At 67.2% G+C, this 20,988-nt stretch carries 22 protein-coding genes and 1 tRNA gene; 13 read left to right on the plus strand and 10 right to left on the minus strand.

Translation table 11 applies throughout. The features are described 5' to 3' along the window. The first annotated feature begins 19 nt into the window (after positions 1-19). The 5 genes from truB to G9473_RS01615 all read left to right on the plus strand — a co-directional run bounded on the left by truB (position 20) and on the right by G9473_RS01615 (position 5,217). Complete coding sequence (gene truB, locus G9473_RS01595; RefSeq protein WP_291135326.1) at positions 20-955, plus strand: tRNA pseudouridine(55) synthase TruB; 936 nt, start codon at positions 20-22, stop codon at positions 953-955. An 11-nt stretch (positions 956-966) separates the two neighbouring features. Further along, positions 967-1,236 (plus strand): 30S ribosomal protein S15, encoded by a 270-nt coding sequence (gene rpsO / locus G9473_RS01600; protein ID WP_291135328.1) that lies wholly within the window; start codon positions 967-969, stop codon positions 1,234-1,236. A 272-nt stretch (positions 1,237-1,508) separates the two neighbouring features. Continuing rightward, the gene (gene pnp, locus G9473_RS01605) at positions 1,509-3,791 is read left to right on the plus strand and encodes a polyribonucleotide nucleotidyltransferase (RefSeq protein WP_291135330.1); all 2,283 of its coding nucleotides are present in this window, start codon (positions 1,509-1,511) and stop codon (positions 3,789-3,791) included. Positions 3,792-3,870: 79 nt separating this feature from the next. After that, positions 3,871-4,551 (plus strand): spermidine synthase, encoded by a 681-nt coding sequence (locus tag G9473_RS01610; RefSeq protein WP_291135332.1) that lies wholly within the window; start codon positions 3,871-3,873, stop codon positions 4,549-4,551. 60 nt (positions 4,552-4,611) lie between these two features. Further along, positions 4,612-5,217: a hypothetical protein gene (locus G9473_RS01615; protein WP_291135334.1), complete on the plus strand. Its 606-nt coding sequence runs from the start codon at positions 4,612-4,614 to the stop codon at positions 5,215-5,217. Here G9473_RS01615 and G9473_RS01620 read toward each other — a convergent pair. From G9473_RS01620 to G9473_RS01630, 3 genes are all read right to left on the minus strand, one after another. Then, positions 5,205-6,122 (minus strand): YdiY family protein, encoded by a 918-nt coding sequence (locus G9473_RS01620; protein WP_291135336.1) that lies wholly within the window; start codon positions 6,120-6,122, stop codon positions 5,205-5,207. The genes G9473_RS01615 and G9473_RS01620 overlap by 13 nt on opposite strands. A gap of 4 nt (positions 6,123-6,126) precedes the next feature. Continuing rightward, the gene (locus G9473_RS01625) at positions 6,127-6,693 is read right to left on the minus strand and encodes a DUF1993 domain-containing protein (RefSeq protein ID WP_291135338.1); all 567 of its coding nucleotides are present in this window, start codon (positions 6,691-6,693) and stop codon (positions 6,127-6,129) included. Between the two features lie 92 nt (positions 6,694-6,785). Continuing rightward, the gene (locus G9473_RS01630; RefSeq protein ID WP_291135340.1) at positions 6,786-7,514 is read right to left on the minus strand and encodes a GcrA family cell cycle regulator; all 729 of its coding nucleotides are present in this window, start codon (positions 7,512-7,514) and stop codon (positions 6,786-6,788) included. An 86-nt stretch (positions 7,515-7,600) separates the two neighbouring features. On the opposite strand from G9473_RS01630, the gene G9473_RS01635 reads away from it, so the two are divergent. Further along, positions 7,601-8,515: an ABC transporter permease gene (locus G9473_RS01635; protein WP_291135341.1), complete on the plus strand. Its 915-nt coding sequence runs from the start codon at positions 7,601-7,603 to the stop codon at positions 8,513-8,515. Positions 8,516-8,627: 112 nt separating this feature from the next. Here G9473_RS01635 and hspQ read toward each other — a convergent pair whose 3' ends face one another. Next, on the minus strand, positions 8,628-9,008 hold the full coding sequence (gene hspQ, locus G9473_RS01640; RefSeq protein ID WP_291135343.1) for a heat shock protein HspQ: 381 nt from the start codon (positions 9,006-9,008) through the stop codon (positions 8,628-8,630). 226 nt (positions 9,009-9,234) lie between these two features. Here hspQ and G9473_RS01645 point away from each other — a divergent pair. Further along, positions 9,235-9,324: transfer RNA gene (locus G9473_RS01645), tRNA-Ser, on the plus strand. Between the two features lie 10 nt (positions 9,325-9,334). Here the strand turns inward: G9473_RS01645 and G9473_RS01650 are convergent. From G9473_RS01650 to G9473_RS01660, 3 genes are all read right to left on the minus strand, one after another. Further along, entirely contained in the window at positions 9,335-10,567 is a 1,233-nt protein-coding gene (locus tag G9473_RS01650; RefSeq protein ID WP_291135345.1) for a beta-propeller fold lactonase family protein, read from the minus strand. 27 nt (positions 10,568-10,594) lie between these two features. Continuing rightward, positions 10,595-11,638, minus strand: a complete 1,044-nt coding sequence (locus G9473_RS01655) for a histidinol-phosphate transaminase (RefSeq protein WP_291135347.1) — start codon at positions 11,636-11,638, stop codon at positions 10,595-10,597. Positions 11,639-11,764: 126 nt separating this feature from the next. Beyond that, positions 11,765-12,574: a sulfite exporter TauE/SafE family protein gene (locus G9473_RS01660; protein ID WP_291135348.1), complete on the minus strand. Its 810-nt coding sequence runs from the start codon at positions 12,572-12,574 to the stop codon at positions 11,765-11,767. A 116-nt stretch (positions 12,575-12,690) separates the two neighbouring features. On the opposite strand from G9473_RS01660, the gene G9473_RS01665 reads away from it, so the two are divergent. The 3 genes from G9473_RS01665 (at position 12,691) to G9473_RS01675 (ending at position 14,658) form a co-directional block, all read left to right on the plus strand. Next, entirely contained in the window at positions 12,691-13,056 is a 366-nt protein-coding gene (locus tag G9473_RS01665) for a thiol-disulfide oxidoreductase DCC family protein (protein WP_291135350.1), read from the plus strand. 78 nt (positions 13,057-13,134) lie between these two features. After that, positions 13,135-14,301, plus strand: coding sequence for an alpha-hydroxy-acid oxidizing protein (locus G9473_RS01670; RefSeq protein ID WP_291135352.1), 1,167 nt, complete (start codon positions 13,135-13,137; stop codon positions 14,299-14,301). Between the two features lie 234 nt (positions 14,302-14,535). Beyond that, positions 14,536-14,658: a hypothetical protein gene (locus G9473_RS01675; RefSeq protein WP_291135354.1), complete on the plus strand. Its 123-nt coding sequence runs from the start codon at positions 14,536-14,538 to the stop codon at positions 14,656-14,658. Between the two features lie 33 nt (positions 14,659-14,691). Here the strand turns inward: G9473_RS01675 and G9473_RS01680 are convergent, their stop codons facing one another. Next, positions 14,692-16,143, minus strand: coding sequence for an NAD-dependent succinate-semialdehyde dehydrogenase (locus G9473_RS01680; protein WP_291135356.1), 1,452 nt, complete (start codon positions 16,141-16,143; stop codon positions 14,692-14,694). A 149-nt stretch (positions 16,144-16,292) separates the two neighbouring features. On the opposite strand from G9473_RS01680, the gene ald reads away from it, so the two are divergent. From ald to fghA, 3 genes are read left to right on the plus strand one after another with little or no spacing between them, the layout of a single operon-like run. Further along, entirely contained in the window at positions 16,293-17,375 is a 1,083-nt protein-coding gene (gene ald, locus G9473_RS01685) for an alanine dehydrogenase (RefSeq protein ID WP_291135358.1), read from the plus strand. A 19-nt stretch (positions 17,376-17,394) separates the two neighbouring features. After that, positions 17,395-18,501, plus strand: a complete 1,107-nt coding sequence (locus G9473_RS01690) for an S-(hydroxymethyl)glutathione dehydrogenase/class III alcohol dehydrogenase (RefSeq protein ID WP_291135360.1) — start codon at positions 17,395-17,397, stop codon at positions 18,499-18,501. Further along, the gene (fghA, locus tag G9473_RS01695) at positions 18,501-19,337 is read left to right on the plus strand and encodes an S-formylglutathione hydrolase (RefSeq protein ID WP_291135362.1); all 837 of its coding nucleotides are present in this window, start codon (positions 18,501-18,503) and stop codon (positions 19,335-19,337) included. Before G9473_RS01690 ends, fghA begins: the two co-directional genes overlap by 1 nt. Here fghA and G9473_RS01700 read toward each other — a convergent pair. Together G9473_RS01700 and maiA are read right to left on the minus strand one after the other, a co-directional pair. Next, entirely contained in the window at positions 19,334-20,344 is a 1,011-nt protein-coding gene (locus G9473_RS01700) for a fumarylacetoacetate hydrolase family protein (RefSeq protein ID WP_291135364.1), read from the minus strand. The genes fghA and G9473_RS01700 overlap by 4 nt on opposite strands. Continuing rightward, positions 20,341-20,988 (minus strand): maleylacetoacetate isomerase, encoded by a 648-nt coding sequence (gene maiA, locus G9473_RS01705; protein WP_291138162.1) that lies wholly within the window; start codon positions 20,986-20,988, stop codon positions 20,341-20,343. Before maiA ends, G9473_RS01700 begins: the two co-directional genes overlap by 4 nt.

Genomic DNA, 20,988 nt, shown 5'->3' on the forward strand with positions numbered 1-20,988 from the left:
CTTTGGCTAGGGGGCGCGCATGACCGACGAACCGAAACCCGCGCTCCACGGCTGGCTGGTGCTCGACAAGCCGCGCGGGCTCGGCTCGACCCAGGCCGTGGGCGCGGTCAAGCGGCTGCTGCGCGAGGGCGGCTATGCGAGAACCAAGGTCGGGCATGGCGGGACGCTCGACCCGCTGGCCGAAGGCGTGCTGCCGATCGCGCTGGGCGAGGCGACAAAACTTGCCGGGCGGATGCTCGATGCGAGCAAGATCTATGAATTCACGATTGCTTTCGGGGCGGAGACTTCGACGCTCGACACGGAAGGCGGGGTCGTGGCGTCGAGCGATGCCCGGCCGACCCTTGCCGAGATCGAGGCGGTCCTGCCGCGCTTTACCGGGAGAATCGAGCAGGTTCCGCCCGCTTTCTCCGCGATAAAGGTCGACGGAAAGCGCGCCTATGACCGGGCGAGGGCGGGGGAGGATGTGGAGCTCAAGACGCGGGGCGTGACGATCCACGCGCTCACCGTCGCCCGAGCGGAGGCGGGGGAGGGCGCGCTCGGGGAAATCACCCTCACCGCCCACGTCTCCAAGGGCACCTATATCCGCAGCCTCGCCCGCGACATCGCGCTCGCCCTTGGAACGCGCGGCCACGTTACCTATCTTCGCAGGACCAAGGCGGGTCCCTTCCGCCAGGAACAGGCGATTTCGCTGGACTTTGCCGGCGAAAGCGGTAATGGGCCGCCACTTCATGACCTCATCCTGCCGCTGGAGGCGGGGCTGGACGACATCCCGGCCCTTACCCTCGACCCGGAGAGCGCGCAGGCGGTCCGACAGGGCCGGGTCCTTTCCGGGATGCCCCAATCATCCGGGCTCTACTGCGCGAAACTGGGCGATGTTCCGGTCGCGCTGGTGGAAATCGCGGATGGGACGGCGAAGGTCGTCAGGGGGTTCAACCTGCCCGATGTCGCTGAGTAAGGAACACGAATATGTCGGTCGACGCCGAAACGAAAACGAAGATCATCAAGGACAACGCCCAGGGCAACAATGACACGGGCAGTCCCGAAGTGCAGGTCGCGATCCTGACCGAGCGGATCAAGAACCTGACCGAGCATTTCAAGCAGCACCACAAGGACAACCATTCGCGCCGCGGCCTGCTGATGATGGTCAACAAGCGTCGCAACCTGCTCGCCTATCTCAAGAAGAAGGACGTCGAGCGGTACAACGCGCTGATCCAGAAGCTGGGTCTGCGCAAGTAAGCATTCAGGAACGGCTCCCCGCGGGGAGCCGTTTCGCTATCCAGTCGCGGCTTTCTTCGCTATGGAGGCCGCGCGCCGGAAACGGGACGTCTCCGGCCTGTCATGCGCCCGTGCGAAATCGGGCGCGCCACTCTTTCGGCTTTCCTTCGCAATTCGGTGAAGGGGCTACAGGGGCATATTCGGCCCCGCACCGGACCGGGACGGCAATCTTCCCCGGAACACGAGAGGCCCCGCTACGCAATAGGGCGCAGCGGGTTCAGCAAGGAATCCAAATGTTCGACACGAAAACCGTATCGCTGGAGTGGGGCGGAAAGACCCTCACTCTGGAAACCGGCCGCATTGCCCGTCAGGCCGACGGCGCTGTGCTCGCCACCTATGGCGAAACCGTGGTGCTGTGCGCCGTGACCGCCGCCAAGAGCGTCAAGGAAGGCCAGGACTTCTTCCCGCTCACCGTTCACTACCAGGAGAAATTCTCCGCTGCTGGCCGTATCCCCGGCGGCTTTTTCAAGCGCGAAGGCCGCGCGACGGAGAAGGAAACGCTCACTTCCCGCCTGATCGACCGCCCGGTGCGGCCGCTCTTCCCCGAAGGCTTCTACAACGAAATCAACGTGATCGCGCAGGTTCTCAGCTATGACGGCGAGACCGAGCCCGATATCGTCGCGATGATCGCCGCCTCGGCTGCCCTGACCCTGTCGGGCGTGCCTTTCATGGGCCCGATCGGCGCCGCGCGCGTCGGTTACACGACCGATGGCGAATACGTCCTCAATCCCAGCACGACCGATGCGCTCGGCGAAAACGGCCGTCTCGACCTTGTCGTCGCCGCGACGCAGGACGCGGTGATGATGGTCGAATCCGAAGCCAAGGAGCTGACCGAAGAGGAAATGCTCGGCGCCGTCATGTTCGCGCATGACGAGTGCAAGAAGGTCGTCGGCGCGATCATCGACCTTGCCGAACAGGCCGCCAAGGATCCGTGGGATCTCGACCCGGTCGAGGACAAGTCGGCCCGGATGGACAAGCTTCGCAGCGTCATCGGCGCCGATCTCGAAGCGGCCTACAAGATCACCAACAAGGCCGAACGCCAGGACGCGGTCAACGCCGCGCGCGAAAAGGCGCGCGAAGCCTTCGCCGATCTCGCCGAAAGCGACCCGGCCGAATATCTCGGCACGCTCAAGCTGGTGAAGAAGCTCGAAAGCGAGATCGTTCGCGGCTCGATCCTCAAGGACGGCACGCGCATCGACGGGCGCAAGCTCGATGAGGTCCGCCCGATCGAAGCGATGGTCGGCCTGCTTCCGCGCACCCACGGCTCGGCGCTGTTCACCCGCGGCGAGACGCAGGCGATCTGCACCACCACGCTCGGCACCAAGGACGCCGAGCAGATGATCGACGGGCTCGAGGGGCTGTCGTACAACAACTTCATGCTGCACTATAACTTCCCGCCCTATTCGGTCGGCGAAGTGGGCCGCTTCGGCTTCACCGGCCGGCGCGAGATCGGTCACGGCAAGCTCGCCTGGCGCGCGCTGCATCCGGTCATGCCCGATGCGGAGGACTTCCCCTATACGATCCGCGTTCTGTCCGACATCACCGAATCGAACGGTTCGTCCTCGATGGCGACCGTGTGCGGCGGCGCGCTGTCGATGATGGACGCGGGCGTTCCCTTGAAGCGTCCGGTCTCCGGCATCGCGATGGGCCTGATCCTCGAAGGCGAAAACTTCGCGGTCCTGTCCGACATCCTCGGCGACGAGGACCACCTGGGCGACATGGACTTCAAGGTGGCCGGTTCCGAGGCGGGCATCACCTCGCTGCAGATGGACATCAAGGTCGCCGGGATCACCCGCGAGATCATGGAAAAGGCGCTCGAACAGGCCAAGGCCGGTCGCGCGCACATCCTCGGCGAGATGACCAAGGCGCTGGGTTCGGCCCGCGGCGAGGTCTCCAAGCACGCCCCGCGGATCGAGACGATGCAGATCGACAAGTCGAAGATCCGCGACGTCATCGGCACGGGCGGCAAGGTCATCCGCGAGATCGTCGCGGAAACCGGCGCCAAGGTCGACATTGACGACGAGGGCGTGATCAAGATTTCATCCAGCAATCTCGACGAGATTGAGGCGGCGAAGAACTGGATCCTCGGCATCGTCGAGGAGCCGGAAGTGGGCAAGATCTACACCGGCAAGGTCGTCAACATCGTGGACTTCGGCGCTTTCGTGAACTTCATGGGCGGCAAGGACGGGCTCGTCCACGTCTCCGAAATGAAGAACGAGCGCGTCGAAAAGCCGACCGATGTCGTCTCCGAAGGCCAGGAGGTGAAGGTCAAGGTGCTCGAGATCGACAATCGCGGCAAGGTCCGCCTGTCGATGCGGGTGGTCGACCAGGACACCGGCGAGGAGCTCGAGGACACCCGCCCGCCGCGCGAACCGCGCGGTGACCGGGGTGGCCGCGGCGGACGCGGCGGCGACCGGGGCGGCGACCGTCGCGGCGGTCGCGGACGCGGCCCGCGCGGCGGCAATGACGGCGGCAATGATGCCCCGGCCGCGATGCCCGACTTCCTGAAGGACTGATCCTTCGGGCCATGGAAACTGAGGGGGCCGCCCGGCGCAAGGCCGGGCGGCCCCTTCGCTTTTGGAACGGAACGCAAGAATGCTCGAACGCAAGACCCTCGCCAGCGCCGCCGTCCCCGGCGGGGACGAGGAACTGACTCTCGTCAGCCATGGGCGCGACTTCATCATCATGCTGGGGCGCGGCGAGTTGATGGGCACGCGGATGCAGTATTCAGAGGAGCAGCTTGCGGTGCTGACTCTGGCCGAGCTTTCCGCGCCCGCCCCGCGCGTCCTCATCGGCGGCTACGGCATGGGTTTCACCTACCGCGCAGCCCTTTCGGAATTGCCCGAAGGCGGCGTGGTGCGCGTGGCCGAGATCGTGCCCGAGATCCTCGACTGGGCGAGAGGGCCATTGGCGCATCTCACCGGCGACAGCCTCGACGACCCGCGCGGCGACATCCGCCTGTGCGACGTCGCGGCACTGATCGACGATGCCAATGACGGAACTTGCGAGAAATACGACGCGATCCTGCTCGACGTCGACAACGGGCCTGACGGGATCGTGCGCGATGCGAACGACCGGCTCTATTCACGCACCGGCCTCGGCAAGGCGCGCGATGCGCTGAAGCCGGGCGGCGTGCTGGCGATCTGGTCCGCGGCGCCCGACCACAAGTTCACGCGGCGGCTCAAGGACGCGGGCTTCGCGGTCGAGGCGCGCGAGGTCCGCGCCCGGCCCAACAACAAGGGACCGCGCCACACGATCTGGTTTGCGAGGGCGTGAGGCTGGCGTAATGCTGCCCCCGGGAAGGTGCGCATGGCTGGTGCAGAGGTAGAGACAGCAATGCTCCGCCGAGCGGGTCTCGCGGTGATCGCGCTGCACGCCGCCTATGCCTTCGCGACCATCGCCGGGTTCATCGCCCTTCCGTCTTCCTCCGAGCCTATCGGCGATCCCTGGTTCGCCGCGATGGAGCTCCTCATCATCGCGCTCGCGGTCCCGGTCGTGCTGTTCTTCGCAGCGCTCGCCCGGACCGCGCAGGAGCCACGGGGCTGGTTTCTCGCCGCACTCGCCCTCGCGGCGGCGGCGCTGACGACGAGCGCGGCGCTGCACGCGGCGGTCCTGGCGCTTCCGCGCGATCACGCGCTGGTTGCGGGCGAGGGCGCGCCTCTCGCCTTCGTGTGGCCGTCCGCGGCCTATGCGATCGACATTCTCGCGTGGGACGTGCTGTTCGCCTGCGCCCTGCTGTGCGCGGGGGTGGGCCTGCGCGGCGCACCCGCTATGCGCCCGGCGAGTGCCGCCTTCTTGCTGGCAGGAAGCGTGGCGCTTGCTGGCCTGATCGGACCGCTGACCGGGTCGATGCCGCTGCGAAATCTCGGTATCCTCGGCTACGCGCTGGGTTTCCCGCTCGCTGTCTGGCTCACCCTGCGCGCGCTTTCTCAGAAATCGTAGATGATCGTCACCCGGCTCAATGTGTCGGTGTTCACCGCGCCCGCGGGCGGATCGGTGTCATGCTCGACCGTGTAGGACAGGCGCAGCGAGAAATCGCCCGCGACCTTCGCCACCAGCCCCGAATCCGAAATGAACGTCGAGGAACCCGACTGGACGAAGGCGCTCGCATCCTGCGTGAAGGTCACGGTGTCGAGCAGCTGCCAGTCGAAATCGAGCGCCGCGAGCCCGGCAAGGTCGCTCCGGCTGCCTCCGCCGACGAACTCGGTGCGCCGCCACGCGGGGCCGGCCTTGACCGACAGGGTCATCTCCTCGCCCGTCAGCACGTCGTAGCCGAGGCCGCCCGAGACCGAATAGCGCGCGGAAAAGCCCTGGAACCGGTCGCGCTCGTATTGCGCGAGGCCATAGGCGTAGAGGCCGTCGGTGATCTTCCAGTTGGGCTCGTAGGCGGCGAGGAACTGCTCGCGCGTGACGACGCCCTCGGTCTCCTGGTAATCGGCGCGGCCCGACAGCTTGTGCCGCCAGTCGATCCCTTCGCGCACCAGCGACAGCCCGGCGGTGATCCCGGTGTTCGAGGCATTGCCGGTGGAACGGAAGGCGCCGAGCTCGCCCTTGCCGCTCCAGTTGTCGAAGAGGCCGGCAGTGCGGATGCGCTCCTGCTCGGCCGCCGCTTCGGCCTCGGCGGCGGCGGCGAGGTCGGTTTCGTAGGCGGCGAGGATCGCGTCGATTTCGGCCGCCTCGCCCGGATTGGTGGTGCGGGCGAGGTCGATGACGGTGCGCACGGTGTCCTCGTCGCCGGTCTCGATCGCCGCGTCGATCATCGCGCGCACCGGGGCGGGCAGGTCGGCGAGGGCGGGCGCGGGCAGGGCGAGCGCGCTTAGCGCGAGGGCGGGAGCGAAGCGGCGCATCGCCTCAGGCCCCGGCCGTATCCGGGCGGGCCATCTGCATCGGCCCCATATAATCCATCTTGCCGAGCTTCACGCCCTTCATCCGGCAGATGCCGTAGAAGGTAGTGGCGTGGAATTGGAAATTGGGCTGGTTGAAGCCGAGCAGGAACTGCGAGACCGTCCCTTCCATCAGCTTTTTGCCGCCGAGCACGAAGGTGACCTTGTCGCCCGCGATCCGTTCTAGGTCGTCCTCGTCCACCCCGGTCAGGACCGCGCGCGCTTCGTCGACCATGGCCCGCATCGCGTCCCAGCTTTCGGGCCGCACGGTGAAATCGGGGGTGAATTCGCCGGTCGGCATCAGGCCGAGCGCATAGCCCGAATGAACCCAGCAGGCGCGCACGTGCCAGGGCAGCGACCACATATCGGGCGCGAGCGCGGCGTCGATCAGGTCGGCGTCGGCAAGCCCCTCGGCGCGGCAATGGGCTTCAGCCCGGTCGATGACGGTGCGCAGCCCGCCGAGCAGCTGGTCGCAGGTCGGCACGAAGGCGGCGTGGAGCGTGAGCGGCATGATGGTTCCCCTGTTCGCCGGCATGGGCGATTCGCCCCTGCCTTAGCGAGGGGGGCGCGCGCGGGCCACCCCGCGCGCGCCCCCCGCGCGCTGGAGTGTCGCCCGCCGTGCGGGGATCAGCGAACGCGGGGGCCGCCGAAAGGCAGCGGGGGCGGGGGCTTGCGCGCGCCGCGCGGCAGCTGCGCCTGGTAGGCCCGCCCGCAATGTTCGACGCAATAGGGAAAGCCCGGGTTCACCGGCTCGCCGCAGAAGTGGAAATCGGGTTCGCCCGGATGGCCCATCGGCCAGCGGCAGACCTTGTCCGACAGGTCGAGCAGGCTTGTCTTGTCCGCGATCTCGGGGCTCGGCTTGGCCGGAACGAGGCGGCGCGGCGGGGCGGGCGGGATCGGGGCCTGCTGGTCGCCCGGACCCTGGCGCAGGAAGCCGCCGGGGCCGACCGAGACGATCTTGGGCAGGTTCTGCTGTTCGGGCTGCGCGGGCGCGCCGGCCGATCCGGCATCGGCACTGTCCGCCTGCTTCGGCGAAGCCGGCGCGGCAGCCTTGTCGGCAGTCGGCGCGGCGGAACCTGCGCTGGCCGGGGCCTTGCTCTCGGCCTTTGCCGGAGCGCGCGCGGGCGCCGCGTCCTTTTTCGCGGGGGCGGGCTTGGCCGCCTGCTTCTTGGGCGCGGGCTTCTTCTTGTCGTTCGCCTTGACCGGCGAGGGCCGCGACTTGAGCCCGAGACGGTGCGCCTTGCCGATCACCGCGTTGCGGCTGACACCGCCCAGTTCCTCGGCGATCTGGCTGGCGGTCGCGCCGCCTTCCCACATTTTCCGGAGCGTCGCGATGCGCTCGTCAGTCCAGCTCATAAGATTTCTATTCCGTTCCTGATGATCGCGCACTCGGCAGGGCGCGGGAGTTGCCAGCGTCTATGAGAGGACGTAGGCGCTGGGGCATGGCCGATCAAGCACCCACCGCCAACGAACAACCCGCTTCCGCGCACGCTGCGAGCGAAAACGTCGTCCCCGGAGATGCAGGCCCGGGCGAGGGCGCCCGGTTCACTCCGCGCGGCCGGCCGGTCATCACCGGGATCAACCGCGTCGGGCTCATGGCGCTCTATATGAAGGAGGTGCGGCGGTTTCTCAAGGTCCAGACCCAGACGATCTGGGCCCCGGCGGTCACGACGCTGCTGTTTCTCGTGATCTTTTCGGTCGCGCTGGGGCGCGAGGGGCGCGAGGTGCTGGGCGTGCCCTTCTCGAGCTTCGTCGCGCCGGGGCTGATCGTGATGGGCATGATGCAGAACGCCTTCGCCAATTCGAGCTTCTCGCTGCTTTCCGGCAAGATCCAGGGGACGATCATCGACCTGCTGATGCCGCCGCTTTCGCCGGGAGAGCTGATGGCGGGGATCGTCGGCGCAGCGGTGACGCGCGCGGTCGCGGTCGGATGCACCGTGGCGCTCGCGATGGTGCTGTGGCCGGGTGTGACGGTGCACATCGCGCACGTCTGGGCGATCGTGTGGTTCGGGTTGATGGGCAGCGTGATGCTGTCGGTGTTCGGGCTTGCCACCTCGATCTGGGCGGAGAAGTTCGACCACAACGCTGCGATCACCAATTTCGTGATCGCGCCGCTCAGCCTGCTGTCGGGGACGTTCTACGTGATCGACAACCTCGCGCCCGCGTTTCAGGCGGTGAGCCGGGCGAACCCGTTCTTCTACGTGATCTCGGGCTTTCGCTACGGCTTCCTCGGCGAAAGCGACATCGGCTCGGCAAGCGACGTGGCATGGGCCGCGGTCGGCATCGGCGTGTTCAACGTGGTGCTGGCGCTGATCGTCTACGCCGTCCTCAGGAGCGGCTGGAAGCTGAAAAGCTAGCGCAAGGCACGAAGGCAAGCGCTGAACCGGGCCGCAGGCCCGCAAGCGCGACTGCGCGCCCGCAGCGCCGCTGGCGCGAGGAGATGGTAGCCCGGATGGGCTGCCGAAAGAATCAATGCGTCAGCGAGCGCCGCATCCGGTAGCGGCCATCCTTGAAGCCTTCGAACAATTGCGGGACCGTCGGGTGGTCGACCGGCCCGCCTTTCGCGTCGGCCACGAGATTGCCCTGGCTGACATAGGCGACATAGCTCGAATCCTCGTTTTCGGCGAGGAGGTGGTAGAAGGGCTGATCGCGGTCGGGGCGGATGTCCTCGGGGATCGACTGATACCATTCCTCGCTGTTGGCGAAGACCGGGTCGATGTCGAAAATTACGCCGCGAAAGCCGAACAACCGATGGCGGACCACGTCGCCGATCCCGAAGCGGGTGCGGGTTTCAAGCGGGGCGTAGATCGTGCGCCCGGCCTGCGTCGAGAAGAACTCAGCACGTTCCATAGGATAAAGCATATGGGGGCTGGCCCCGCCATGGCAAGGCGTGCGCCCGAGGCGCGCGCGAGATATGCCCGCATTTTATGGCGCGCAGGGACTTGGCAAGGCCGGGGCCATGGGCTAACGGGCGCGCTCTCCATCGCCCCGCCAAAGCGTTCGACCGACGCCTGGGGCATGGGAGCATGGTGCAAGGCGGGCCTCTTTCGGCGCGCTTTCGCCCGCAGCAACAGTCGGAGAGGTGCCGGAGTGGTCGAACGGGGCGGTCTCGAAAACCGTTGTGCTCTCACGAGTACCGAGGGTTCGAATCCCTCCCTCTCCGCCAGCTGCGTCGCCTATTCCTCATAACCCTGAAAGACGAAGCGCTGGACCCTTCGCCCGGTGTTGACCTCGGTGGTGTAGACGTTGCCCTCGCTGTCGACATCGACGCTGTGGAGCCAGATGAACTGGCCCGGATAGCGCCCGTTGCGGCCGAACCAGCCGACGATCTCGTGGTCCTCGCGCGTGAGGATCCAGACCCGCCCGTTCATCATGTCGGCGACGTAGACATAGGTTCCGTCAGGGCTGAAGGCGACATCGCTCGCGGTGCGCGTGCCGCCGGTCTCGGGCGCGATGACGACGTTCTCGACGAACTCGATGCCGCCTTCGCCCTCGCGGAAGACCTGCACCCGGTTGTTGCGGCGGTCGCAGACATAGACGGTGTTTTCCGGCCCGCGCACGACGCAGTGGACCATCGGCTCGAAATCGCCGGCGAGCGGGTCGGGCCCGCCCTCGGCGGTGCTGGTCGCCATCGACTGGTCGAACGCCCCGCCGCGCGTGCCCGAGCCCGGTTCGGTCCCGTAAGCGCCCCACAGCTGTTCGAAAGAAAGGTCCTCGCTCGCGAATTCGATCACGCGCGTGTTGGTGTAGCCGTCGGCGACCAGCACGCTTGTGCCGTCGTGGGCGATGTCGGCGGGGTTGCCGAGATATTGCTCGGACAGGTTGCCTTCCGTCACCTGCCGCCGCCCGATCTGGCGGATGAATTCGCCCTCGGCGGTGAAATTGAGCACGACGTGATCGCCCGCCCCGTTGCCGCCGATCCAGACCGTCCCGGCCTCGTCGACATAGAGGCCGTGGACATTGGCGGGCCATTGCTCGTCGCCTTCCTCCTTCGCCTCGCGTCCCTCGCCGGTGACGGTGCTTGTCCCCGGAGCGAGCGCGGGTCCGCCCCAGGCGCGCAGGAGATTGCCCGCGGAGTCGAACTGCATGACGTGCGGCGGCGACTTGCAGCAGGCCACGGTGAGCGGCGGGTCGGGGTCGAGCCCCGCCTCGGTCGGATTGAGCGAATTGGGCCGGGTGAGGATCCAGACCGTGTCGTCCTTCGCCACGGCAAGGCCGGGCACTTGCCCGAGGATCAGGTCATCGGGCAGTTTCGGCCAGCTCGCATCGGCCTTGAACGTGGGCAGCGGCACGCCTTCCTTGACTCTCCCGCTCTCGACTTCGACCAGCGCCTCGTCGCCCGCCTGCGCGGCCAGCGCTGCGGGCATGAGCGCGAGGGCTCCCGCGGCTGCGAGAATGATGGCTTTCATGAACGTTCCTCTCCCCGTGTCGCGAATCTACGCGTTCAGGCTCTCGATAATCTCCGGAAGCGCCTTCGCATAGCGTTCGACATCCTCGAGCCTGCCGGTGCTGACCCGCGACCATTCCTTCCACGGGCCATAGGCGCCGCGGATGAAGACGCCGCGCTCGAGCATTGCGGCCTGCACCGCGTCGGCATCGGGAACCTTCACGTAGACGAAATTGGTCTGCGAGGGCAGGGCGGTAAGCCCTGCGCGTGCGACCGCGTCCATGATCATCTCGCGCCCTTCGAGCACCATCGCGCGCGATCTCTCAAGAAAGCCCGTGTCGTTGTAGCTCGCGATCGCCGCGGCGATACCCGCCGTGTTGCCGCCGAAGCTCATCAGGTAGCCCGCGATACGCTGCGCGTTCTGCTCGGTCGTGATCGCATAGCCGACCCGCATCCCGGCCATGCCGTAGATCTTGGAGAAGGTCCGGCACACGATCACGTCGCGCCCCGCGCGCACGAGGTCGACCAGCGTGTTGTCGCCGGGCGCATCGGTCAGCTCGTTATAGGCTTCGTCCACCAGCAGCGTCGCCTTGGGCGTGACCGCGTCGGCGAAGGCGCGCAGGTCCGCCGAAGGGATGAGCATTCCGGTGGGATTATTCGGGTTGCAGATCTGGACCAGCGACACGCCGTCGTCGAGCCGCGCTGTCATCGCGGCAAGGTCCACGCCCATGTCCGCGGCGAGCGGCACGCGCAGCGCCTCGACCCCTTGCCGCTCGCCGTATTGCACGGTCGTGTCCCAGAACAGGTCCGGGCACAGCACCTTGCCCTTTTCCCCCCACGCGAGCGCGATGGCGCACAGGATCTCGGTCGAGCCGCTGCCGATGATCACCTGCCGGGGCGAGACGCCGTGGCGCTCGGCGATCATGTCGGCGAGCCGGCCGAGCCCGCGGTCGGCATAGTAGCAGCCGAGCCGCGCGGCATCGGCGACGGCCCTGAGCGCGGACGGGGCGGGGCCGTAGGGATTCTCGTTGCGGCTGAGCAGCGCCTCGCCCGGCAGTGGTCCGAATTGGGGCCCGAAATCCGGGGCCGCCATGGACCCCGCCGCGGCTAGCGGAAACACTCCCCCGGCTGCCACAGGTGCCAGCCCTGCCGTCACTCCGGCGCCGGCGAGAAAGGATCTGCGGTTGGTGTGCATGAGGGCTGCTCCTTTGCTGGTGGGTCAGTACTTGGCGATCATGGTTGTCCCGACGAGGATGAGGTAAATGCCGAAGACCCGCCGCAGCACGGCGGGCGACAAGAGGTGCGCGGTCGCCACGCCCAGCGGGGCGAAGACGACCGAGGTGAGCACGATGACGAAGGCCGCGGGCAGGTTGACGAAGCCGAGCGAGCCCCACGGCAGGCCCGGCTCGCCCATGCCGATGACGAGGAAACCGATGCTGGCGGGAATCGCTATGATTGCGCCCATGCCCGCCGCCGTGCCGATGGCGCGGTGGATTGGCGTGCCGCACATGGTCATCGTGAGGGTTGCGATCGTGCCCCCGCCGATCCCCAGCAAGGCCGAAATCGCGCCGAGCGAGCCCGCAAGCGAGAACCGCGCCACCCCGCCGGGCATGGCGGACAGGACCGGCTCCTCGCTCCTGCGGGGCAGCAGGAAATAGACCGCGAAGCTGAGCACGCCGACCCCGAAGATCACCGCGAGCGTCGCGCCCGAGATCCGGTCGGCGATCATCGATCCCGCCACCGTGCCGAGGACGACCCACGGCGCCCAGCTTTTCAGAATCGCGAAATCGACCGACCCGCGCCGCGCGTGGCTCTGGGTCGAGCGGGCCGAGGTGAAGATGATGGTGGCGAGGCTGGTGCCCACCGCGATGTGGGGAACCTGCTCGGCCGCGACGCCCAGCAGCGGCAGGATGAAGACCAGCGCAGGGACGACGACGAAGCCTCCGCCGATGCCGAAAAGCCCGGCGGCAAATCCCGCTCCCGCCCCGACCGCAAGCAGCACGGGGATGGCGAAAGTCAGAGATGCCATGTCGCCCACCGCATCCTTTGTAACGCGCGGGCTCCCGCTGCCAAGCGAATTGTTGCAGCGCAGCACGGTGCGGCTTTCCCGTAGGAACGCGAAGCGGGGACCAGCATTTGTTATGCATGGCCCATCCCAAGTCCGCTCGCGTCACCGTCTGGTATGACGGCGCCTGCCCGCTGTGCCTACGCGAGATCGCGCTGATGCGGCGGCTCGACCGGCGCGGGGCGATCCGTTTCGTCGACGTTTCGGACAGGGGCGAGCCCGCTTCCTGCCCGATCGACCGGGCGCGCCTGCTCGAACGCTTCCATGCCGAGGAGGACGGCGTGCTGCTCGAAGGCGCGGCGGCCTTCGCTGCGATGTGGCGCGCGATTCCGCTCCTGCGCCCCTTGGGCCTTGCCGCACGCTGGCGTCCGCTCCTGCGCCTGCTCGAAGCCGCCTATGGGCAGTTCCTCAAGGTCCGCCCGCGGCTCCAGCGCTTCTTCGCTTGACCTCTCGCCAGATTCGCTCTTGCCCCGCGCCGCTCGTTCGGCTGGAACAGGCGCAAGAGAGAGACGAGGAGGGATCCGATGACCTATTTCGGCGCGATGCAGAACGAGATCTACAATGCCGGGCTGAAAGGCGTGCTGCCCGATTACCCGGTCGATTTCGCCGGCCTCGAAAAGCGCGCGCACGAGGCGCTCGGCCCGATGCTCACCAATTACGTCGCGGGCGGATGCGGGGACGAGCACACGCAGGACGAGAACGCGGCGGCCTTCCACCACTGGGGCATGGTCCCGCGCATGATGGTCGACTGCTCGCAGCGCGACCTGTCGATCGAATTGTTCGGGCACACGTACGAAACGCCGCTGTTCATGGCGCCCATCGGGCTGAACGGAGAAGCCTCGCAGGATAAGCGCGGCGACATGGCCGCGGCGCGCGCCTCGGCAATGACGGGCGTGCCGTTCTGCGCCTCGACGCTGGCGAACGATCCGCTGGAGGACGTGAAAAAAGCCTGTGGCGATACGCCCGCGTGGTTCCAGCTCTACACGCCGCGCAATCGCGAGCTTGCCGAAAGCCTCATCCGCAGGGCCGAGGAAGCGGGCTATTCGGCGCTCGTCGTGACGCTCGACACGTGGGTGACCGGCTGGCGTCCGCGCGATCTCAACGCGTCCAATTTCCCGCAGCTGCGCGGCAAGGTGCTGCAGAACTACTTCACCGACCCGGTCTTCCGCTCGCTGCTGGCAAAGCCGCCGGAAGAGGACATGGCGGCGGCGATCTTCACCTGGGCGGCGACTTTCGGGCAGGTGCTGACCTGGGACGACATGGAGTGGTTCAAGTCGGTGACGAAGCTTCCCATCGTGCTGAAGGGCATCTGCCACCCCGACGATGCGAAGCGCGCGGTCGATACCGGGGCGGACGCGATTTATTGCTCGAACCACGGCGGGCGGCAGGCCAATGGCGGGATCGCGACGATCGACCTGCTCGCCGATGTCGTCGAAGCAGCGGGCGATGTGCCGGTGCTGTTCGATTCGGGCGTGCGTTCGGGGACCGATGCGGTGAAGGCGCTCGCGCTGGGCGCGAGGGCGGTCGGGGTCGGGCGGCCCTATACCTACGGCCTCGCGCTGGGCGGGGCGGAGGGCGCGGCCTGGGTGCTGCGCTCGATCCTCGCCGAAGCGGACCTGCTTATGGCGGTCAACGGCTACCCCACGCTCGCCGACGTGCGCGCGGCTGGCGCGGTGCGCACGGATCGCTGAGGCGCCATGCTGCGCCTGCGAAAGGCGGGCGGTGGGCAAAAAAGCCGCAATCGGACCCGAAAACGACAATAAGTGCATTTGCGGGCTTGACCAGGTGGGCGAAAAATTGCGCGCGCGGTCAATTCCGACTCACTTTTCCACACATTTGCTGTTAGGTTGCACCTGCTAACAAGACGCGAATCGGGGACGCGATAGATGGAAAGACCGACGATCTGGTCCTCTGGCCCGGATGCCATGGGACGCACTGTCTGCACGCATGACGAGATCGCCCGCAGGGCCCATTACGGCCGCATCCAGCCGATGGAAGACGCCAATCCGCTGCGCTCCATCCTTTCGCGCTTCATCCCGCTGTCCTGACCCGCCTCTTCCTTGCGGTAAGCCCGTGGCGGCTTACCCGCCGGCCCTCGCGACGGTGACCAGCTTGGTCTCGGTATAGCCGAGATAGCCCTCGACCCCGCTTTCCGAACCGAACCCGCTGTCGCCCGTGCCGCCGAAGGGCGTTTCGGGCGACCCGACCGCGAAATGGTTGATCGCGACCATCCCGGCGCGCAGTTCGCGGCCGAGATAGTGGCTTTCATCGAGGCTCGCGGTGAAGGCATAGGCGGCCAGCCCGTAGCGCAGCGAATTGGCGATCCGCACGGCTTCGGCGATGTCGTCATAGGGCACGATCCCGGCGACCGGGCCGAAGGGCTCCTCCACCATCAGCCGGCTGTCGAGCGAGGGCGCGGCGATCACGGTCGGCTCGAAGAAATGGCCGGGCCGGTCGATTGCCTTGCCGCCGGTGACGATCTCGCCCTTTTCCCCGCCCAGCGAGGCCATCAGGTCGGCCATCGCCTTGACCCGTCCGCCATGGGCGAGCGGGCCCATCTCGACGCTGTCGTCGCTGCTCGCATCGCCGACCTTGAGCTTGCTCGAGCGGGCGGCGAATTCGGCGACGAATTTCTCGTAGATGCCGCGCGCGACGAGGAAGCGGGTGGGCGAGACGCAGACCTGCCCGGCATTGCGGAACTTGGTCGCGGCGCACACCGCCACGGTGCGCTCGAAATCGGCGCTTTCGCCGATCACCACCGGCGCGTGGCCGCCGAGTTCGGGGGTGAAGCGCTTCATCCCCTGCGCCGCGAGCGCGCCCAGCTGCTTGCCCACCGCGGTCGATCCGGTGAAGCTCACCTTGCGGGTGACGGGCGAGGCGATGAGGTGCTCGGAAATCATCGCCGGGTCGCCGTAGACGAGGTTCAGCACGCCCTCGGGCAGGCCCGCATCGACGAAGCATTCGACCAGCATCTGCGCGCTCGCCGGGGTCGTCTCGGCGGGCTTGAGGATGGCGCTGCACCCGGCGGCAAGCGCGCCGCCGATTTTCTTCGCCGGCAGGTTGATCGGGAAATTCCAAGGGGTCAGCAGCACGGCGGGGCCGACCGGTTCCTGCGTCACGCGCTGTTCGAGAATGGCGGAAGTGCGCGCGGGCACGATGCGACCGCCCTGGCGCTTGGCCTCCTCGGCGAGGAAATCGATGAGGTCGGCCGCTCCGGTCGTCTCGGCCATGGCCTGTCCATGCGGCTTGCCCATTTCGAGCGTCATCACCCGCGCGATGGTTTCGGCGCGCTCGCGCAGCAGGTCGGCGGCGCGGCGGATCACGCGGAAGCGCTCGATCGCGGGGGTCCGGCTCCACACGGCAAAGCCGCTGTCGGCGGCGACGAGCGCTGCGTCGAGCTGTTCCTTCGACGCCTTGGGCGCGCGGCCGATTTCCTGCTCGGTCGCGGGATTGACCACCGGCATCGCGCCTTCGCCGCCTTGTGCGATCCACTCGCCGCCGATCATCATGCGGACTTCGGGATAGGTGGTCATGGGGGCTCTCCTCGCTGCGTTTCGTCTCACCCACGCCCCTTTCAAACCCGCGCGGGCTTTGCAACCAAACTCGTTACGATTGTAACTTTGTTGCGCATTCTCTAGCGGGGTGCGGAAACGAGTCCCCCGACCATCCCCAGGAGCGAATCATGCTTGTCGGCGTCCCCAAGGAAATCAAGAATCACGAATATCGCGTCGGCCTGACCCCCGAAGCCGCGCGCGAATACATCGCGGCAGGTCATCAGGTCGTGGTCGAGACGCAGGCCGGCGCGGGTATCAGCCAGAGTGACGAGGATTACCGCGCCGCGGGCGCCGAGATCGTCGATACGGCGGAAGAGATCTTCGCCCGCGCCGACATGATCGTGAAGGTCAAGGAGCCGCAGCCCAATGAATGGGTGCAGATGCGCGAGGGGCAGATCCTCTACACCTATCTCCACCTCGCCCCCGATCCCGAACAGGCCAGGGGGCTGATGGAAGCAGGCGTGTCGGCCATCGCCTATGAAACCGTCACCGGCCCGGGCGGCGGGCTGCCGCTGCTTGCGCCGATGAGCGAGGTCGCAGGGCGCCTGTCGATCGAGGCGGGCGCGCACGCGCTGCGCGCCAATAATGGCGGGCGCGGCACGCTGATGGGCGGGGTTCCGGGCGTGCTCCCGGCCAAGGTCGTCGTGCTCGGCGGCGGCGTCGTCGGCACGCAGGCGGCGCGCATGGCGGTGGGTCTCGGCGCGCGGGTCGAGATCTTCGACCGCTCGATCCCGCGCCTGCGCCAGCTCGACGAGATGTTCCAGGGCCGGGTCGCGACTCGCTTTTCGACCACCGGCACGATCGAGCAGGCGATCACCGATGCCGACGTGGTCGTGGGCGCGGTACTCATTCCGGGCGCGAGCGCGCCGCATCTCGTCACCCGCGAAATGCTGGGCCTGATGAAGCACCGTTCGGTTCTCGTCGATGTCGCGATCGATCAGGGCGGCTGCTTCGAGACGAGCCACGCGACCACGCATGAAAACCCGACCTACGAGGTCGACGGCATCATCCATTACTGCGTCGCCAATATGCCCGGCGCGGTCCCGCTCACCTCGAGCTATGCGCTCGGCAATGCGACGCTGCCCTTCGGCCTCGCGCTTGCGAACAAGGGGATCGCGGCGTGCGAGGAGGACCCGCACCTTGCGCCCGGCCTCAATGTGCATCAGGGCCGCATCGTGAACCCGGCCGTGGCGGAAAGCCTCGGCTTCTGAACCAAGGAGATCCGCCCCCATGAAGACCCGCGCCGCCGTCGCCTTCGAAGCGAAGAAGCCGCTCGAAATCGTCGAACTGGACCTCGAAGGCCCCAGGGCGGGAGAGGTGCTGGTCGAGATCATGGCGACGGGCATCTGCCACACCGACGCCTATACGCTGGATGGGCTCGACAGCGAGGGGATCTTCCCCAGCATCCTCGGCCATGAAGGGGCGGGCGTGGTGCGCGAAGTCGGCGCGGGCGTGACCAGCGTGAAGCCGGGCGACCATGTCATCCCGCTCTACACGCCCGAATGCCGCCAGTGCAAAATGTGCCTGTCGGGCAAGACCAACCTGTGCAGCGCGATCCGCGCGACGCAGGGCAAGGGGCTGATGCCCGACGGGACCTCGCGCTTCAGCTACAAGGGCGAGACGATCTACCACTACATGGGCTGCTCGACCTTCTCGAACTTCACCGTGCTGCCGGAAATCGCGGTCGCCAAAATCCGCGAGGACGCCCCGTTCGAGACGAGCTGCTATGTCGGCTGCGGCGTGACGACGGGCGTGGGCGCGGTGGTCAACACGGCGAAGGTCGAGCCGGGCGACAACGTGGTGGTGTTCGGTCTCGGCGGGATCGGCCTCAATGTCATCCAGGGCGCGAAGATGGCGGGCGCGGACCGGATCGTGGGTGTCGACATCAACCCTGCGAAGAAGGAATGGGGCGAGAAGTTCGGCATGACCGACTTCGTCGATGCGCGCCAGACGAAAGACGTGGTGGCCCATATCGTCGAAATGCTCGACGGCGGGGCGGATTACTCCTTCGACTGCACCGGCAATGTCGAGGTGATGCGCCAGGCGCTCGAATGCTGTCACAAGGGCTGGGGCACCTCGATCATCATAGGGGTGGCCGAGGCCGGCAAGGAGATCGCGACCCGGCCCTTCCAGCTGGTGACGGGCCGCAATTGGCGCGGCACGGCATTCGGCGGCGCCAAGGGGCGCACGGACGTGCCCAAGATCGTCGACTGGTACATGAACGGCAAGATCGCGATCGACCCGATGATCACGCACACGCTCACGCTCGACGAGATCAACAAGGGCTTCGACCTGATGCATTCGGGCGAGAGCATCCGCTCGGTCGTGGTCTATTGATGGAGACGGTGTCCGAAAACCGCTCCCACGGCGGGGTGCAGGGGGTCTACACCCACGCCTCGCGCGAGACGGGTTGCGAGATGACTGTCGCGGTCTTCGTGCCTGAGCACGCGCCGGGCGAGCGGCTTCCGGTGCTGTGGTATCTCTCGGGCCTCACCTGCACCCATGCCAACGTCATGGAGAAGGGCGAATACCGCGCCGCCTGCGCCGAGCACGGGATCATCCTCGTCGCACCCGATACCTCCCCGCGCGGCGAGGACGTGCCGGATACGGGCGACGAATACGACTTCGGCAAGGGCGCCGGGTTCTATCTCGATGCGACGCGCGAGCCTTGGGCGAAGCATTACCGGATGCGCTCCTATCTGGAACGCGAACTGTCCGAGCTCATCGCCGAGCACTTCCCCGCCGACATGGAGCGGCAAGGGATCACGGGGCACTCGATGGGCGGTCACGGCGCGCTCACCATGGCGCTGCGCGACCCGGCCCGCTTCCGCTCGGTCAGCGCGTTCAGCCCGATCGTCGCACCGTCACGCGTGCCGTGGGGCGAGAAGGCCCTGCCGCGCTATCTCGGTGAGGACCGGGCGGCGTGGCGCGAATACGACGCGGTCGCGCTGATCGAGGACGGGGCGAGGGCCGACCACCTGCTCGTCGATCAGGGCACGGCGGACAACTTCCTTGCAGAACAGCTGAAGACGCACCTCCTCGCCGAAGCCTGTGAAGCCGCCGGAATGCCCGCCACGATCCGGATGCAGGAGGGCTACGACCACTCCTACTTCTTCGTCTCGACCTTCATGGCGCAGCACGTCGCCTGGCACGCCGAACGGTTGAAGCGCTAGGCTTGCACCACCTTCTGCTCGATCGCACCGAAGATCGAGTGGTTGTCCGCATCGCGCATCTCGACCCGCACCGTGTCGCCCGGCTGCATGAAGCGCGTCTTCGGCTCGCCGTCGCGGATCGTCTCGATCATGCGGATTTCCGCGATGCAGGAATAGCCGAGCCCGCCGTCCGCGACGGGCTTGCCCGGACCGCCGTCGGGATCGCGGTTCGAAATCGTGCCCGAGCCGATGATCGAGCCCGCGCACAGCGAACGGGTCTTGGCCGCGTGCGCCACCAGCTGCGCCATGTTGAAGGTCGCATCGACGCCGACCTCGGCCCGGCCGAAGGGCTCGCCGTTGTAATCGACCATCAGCGGCAGGTGGACGAGGCTGTCCTTCCACGCTTCGCCCAACTCGTCGGGCGTGACCGCGACGGGGGAAAAGGCGCTCGCGGGCTTGGACTGGAAGAAGCCGAAGCCCTTGGCGAGTTCGCCGGGAATGAGGCCGCGCAGCGACACGTCGTTGACCAGCATGACGAGCTTGATGTGGCCCGCGGCTTCCTCCGGGGAAACGCCCATCGGCACGTCATCGACGATGACGGCGACCTCGCCTTCCATGTCGCAGCCCCATGCCACATCGCCCAGGGGAATGTCGCCGCGCGGCGGGAGGAAGCCGTCCGAGCCGCCCTGGTACATCAGCGGGTCGTGGTAGAAGCTTTCGGGCACCTCGGCGCCGCGCGCCTTCCTCACCAGTTCGACGTGGTTGATGTAGGCGCTGCCGTCGGCCCACTGGTAGGCGCGCGGCAGAGGCGAATGCGCCTCGCGCTCGTGGAAGCGCTCGCACGGCACGGCCTCGTGCTCGACATCGCGGGCAAGCACTTCGAGCTTCGGCGCGACTTCGGCCCAGTTGTCGAGCGCAGCCTGCAGCGTGGGGGCGATGTTGTCGGCGGCGCAGCAGCGGGTGAGGTCCTTCGAGACCACGACCAGCTTGCCGTCGCGCGTTCCGTCGTTGAGAGTTGCGAGTTTCATGGATAGTCCCTTTGCGGGTTGTCGTTCTGGTTGTCGGGATGGGCGCGCTGGAACTCTTCGAGCGCAAGGCAGGCCGCCTCGATCCGGATCATGCGCGGGCTCTGCGACAGGTCGTAATCGAACCGGCGGGCGTTGTAGAGCTGCGGGATCAGGACGGTCTCGAACAGGCCGGGCGCATCGAACAGGAAATCGCCGGTATCGAGCTGTTCGAGCCGCTTTTCGACCGGAACCAGCGTGCGCGCGAGCCAGTGGCGATACCACTCGCCGATCTCGCCTTGCGACTTGCCGTATTCCTCCTTGAGGTATTTCAGCACGGGCAGGTTCAGCGGCGCGTGGAGTTCGGTCGCGATGGCATAGGCGAGTTCGCGCGCGGTGTAGCGCTCCTCGATGTCCTTCGGCAGCAGCGGGCGGTCGGGATAGGCTTCGTCGAGCCATTCGATCAGCGCCATCGACTGCGCCCGGTCGCGCCCGTCCGCTTCCAGCATCGGGACCGAACCGAACGGGTTGCGGCTGGTGAAAGCCGCGTCCTTCTGCGCGGCTTCCAGCAGGTTGACGGGCACGTTCTCGTAATCGAGCCCCTTCAGCTCGAGCGCGATCCGCAGCCGGTAGCTGGTCGAGCTGCGGTAATAGCCGTAAAGCCGCAT

Origin of the sequence: Erythrobacter sp. (assembly GCF_011765465.1) — a bacterium.
In the GTDB taxonomy this organism is placed as follows: Bacteria; Pseudomonadota; Alphaproteobacteria; order Sphingomonadales; family Sphingomonadaceae; genus Erythrobacter.

Bases quoted from the DNA above. Each gene is read 5' to 3' on its own strand.
- truB (WP_291135326.1), top strand. From the start codon at position 20: ATGACCGACGAACCGAAACCCGCGCTCCACGGCTGGCTGGTGCTCGAC.
- rpsO (WP_291135328.1), top strand. From the start codon at position 967: ATGTCGGTCGACGCCGAAACGAAAACGAAGATCATCAAGGACAACGCC.
- pnp (WP_291135330.1), top strand. From the start codon at position 1,509: ATGTTCGACACGAAAACCGTATCGCTGGAGTGGGGCGGAAAGACCCTC.
- G9473_RS01610 (WP_291135332.1), top strand. From the start codon at position 3,871: ATGCTCGAACGCAAGACCCTCGCCAGCGCCGCCGTCCCCGGCGGGGAC.
- G9473_RS01615 (WP_291135334.1), top strand. From the start codon at position 4,612: ATGCTCCGCCGAGCGGGTCTCGCGGTGATCGCGCTGCACGCCGCCTAT.
- G9473_RS01620 (WP_291135336.1), bottom strand. From the start codon at position 6,122: ATGCGCCGCTTCGCTCCCGCCCTCGCGCTAAGCGCGCTCGCCCTGCCC.
- G9473_RS01625 (WP_291135338.1), bottom strand. From the start codon at position 6,693: ATGCCGGCGAACAGGGGAACCATCATGCCGCTCACGCTCCACGCCGCC.
- G9473_RS01630 (WP_291135340.1), bottom strand. From the start codon at position 7,514: ATGAGCTGGACTGACGAGCGCATCGCGACGCTCCGGAAAATGTGGGAA.
- G9473_RS01635 (WP_291135341.1), top strand. From the start codon at position 7,601: ATGGCCGATCAAGCACCCACCGCCAACGAACAACCCGCTTCCGCGCAC.
- hspQ (WP_291135343.1), bottom strand. From the start codon at position 9,008: ATGGAACGTGCTGAGTTCTTCTCGACGCAGGCCGGGCGCACGATCTAC.
- G9473_RS01650 (WP_291135345.1), bottom strand. From the start codon at position 10,567: ATGAAAGCCATCATTCTCGCAGCCGCGGGAGCCCTCGCGCTCATGCCC.
- G9473_RS01655 (WP_291135347.1), bottom strand. From the start codon at position 11,638: ATGGCGGCCCCGGATTTCGGGCCCCAATTCGGACCACTGCCGGGCGAG.
- G9473_RS01660 (WP_291135348.1), bottom strand. From the start codon at position 12,574: ATGGCATCTCTGACTTTCGCCATCCCCGTGCTGCTTGCGGTCGGGGCG.
- G9473_RS01665 (WP_291135350.1), top strand. From the start codon at position 12,691: ATGGCCCATCCCAAGTCCGCTCGCGTCACCGTCTGGTATGACGGCGCC.
- G9473_RS01670 (WP_291135352.1), top strand. From the start codon at position 13,135: ATGACCTATTTCGGCGCGATGCAGAACGAGATCTACAATGCCGGGCTG.
- G9473_RS01675 (WP_291135354.1), top strand. From the start codon at position 14,536: ATGGGACGCACTGTCTGCACGCATGACGAGATCGCCCGCAGGGCCCAT.
- G9473_RS01680 (WP_291135356.1), bottom strand. From the start codon at position 16,143: ATGACCACCTATCCCGAAGTCCGCATGATGATCGGCGGCGAGTGGATC.
- ald (WP_291135358.1), top strand. From the start codon at position 16,293: ATGCTTGTCGGCGTCCCCAAGGAAATCAAGAATCACGAATATCGCGTC.
- G9473_RS01690 (WP_291135360.1), top strand. From the start codon at position 17,395: ATGAAGACCCGCGCCGCCGTCGCCTTCGAAGCGAAGAAGCCGCTCGAA.
- fghA (WP_291135362.1), top strand. From the start codon at position 18,501: ATGGAGACGGTGTCCGAAAACCGCTCCCACGGCGGGGTGCAGGGGGTC.
- G9473_RS01700 (WP_291135364.1), bottom strand. From the start codon at position 20,344: ATGAAACTCGCAACTCTCAACGACGGAACGCGCGACGGCAAGCTGGTC.
- maiA (WP_291138162.1), bottom strand. From the start codon at position 20,988: ATGCGGCTTTACGGCTATTACCGCAGCTCGACCAGCTACCGGCTGCGG.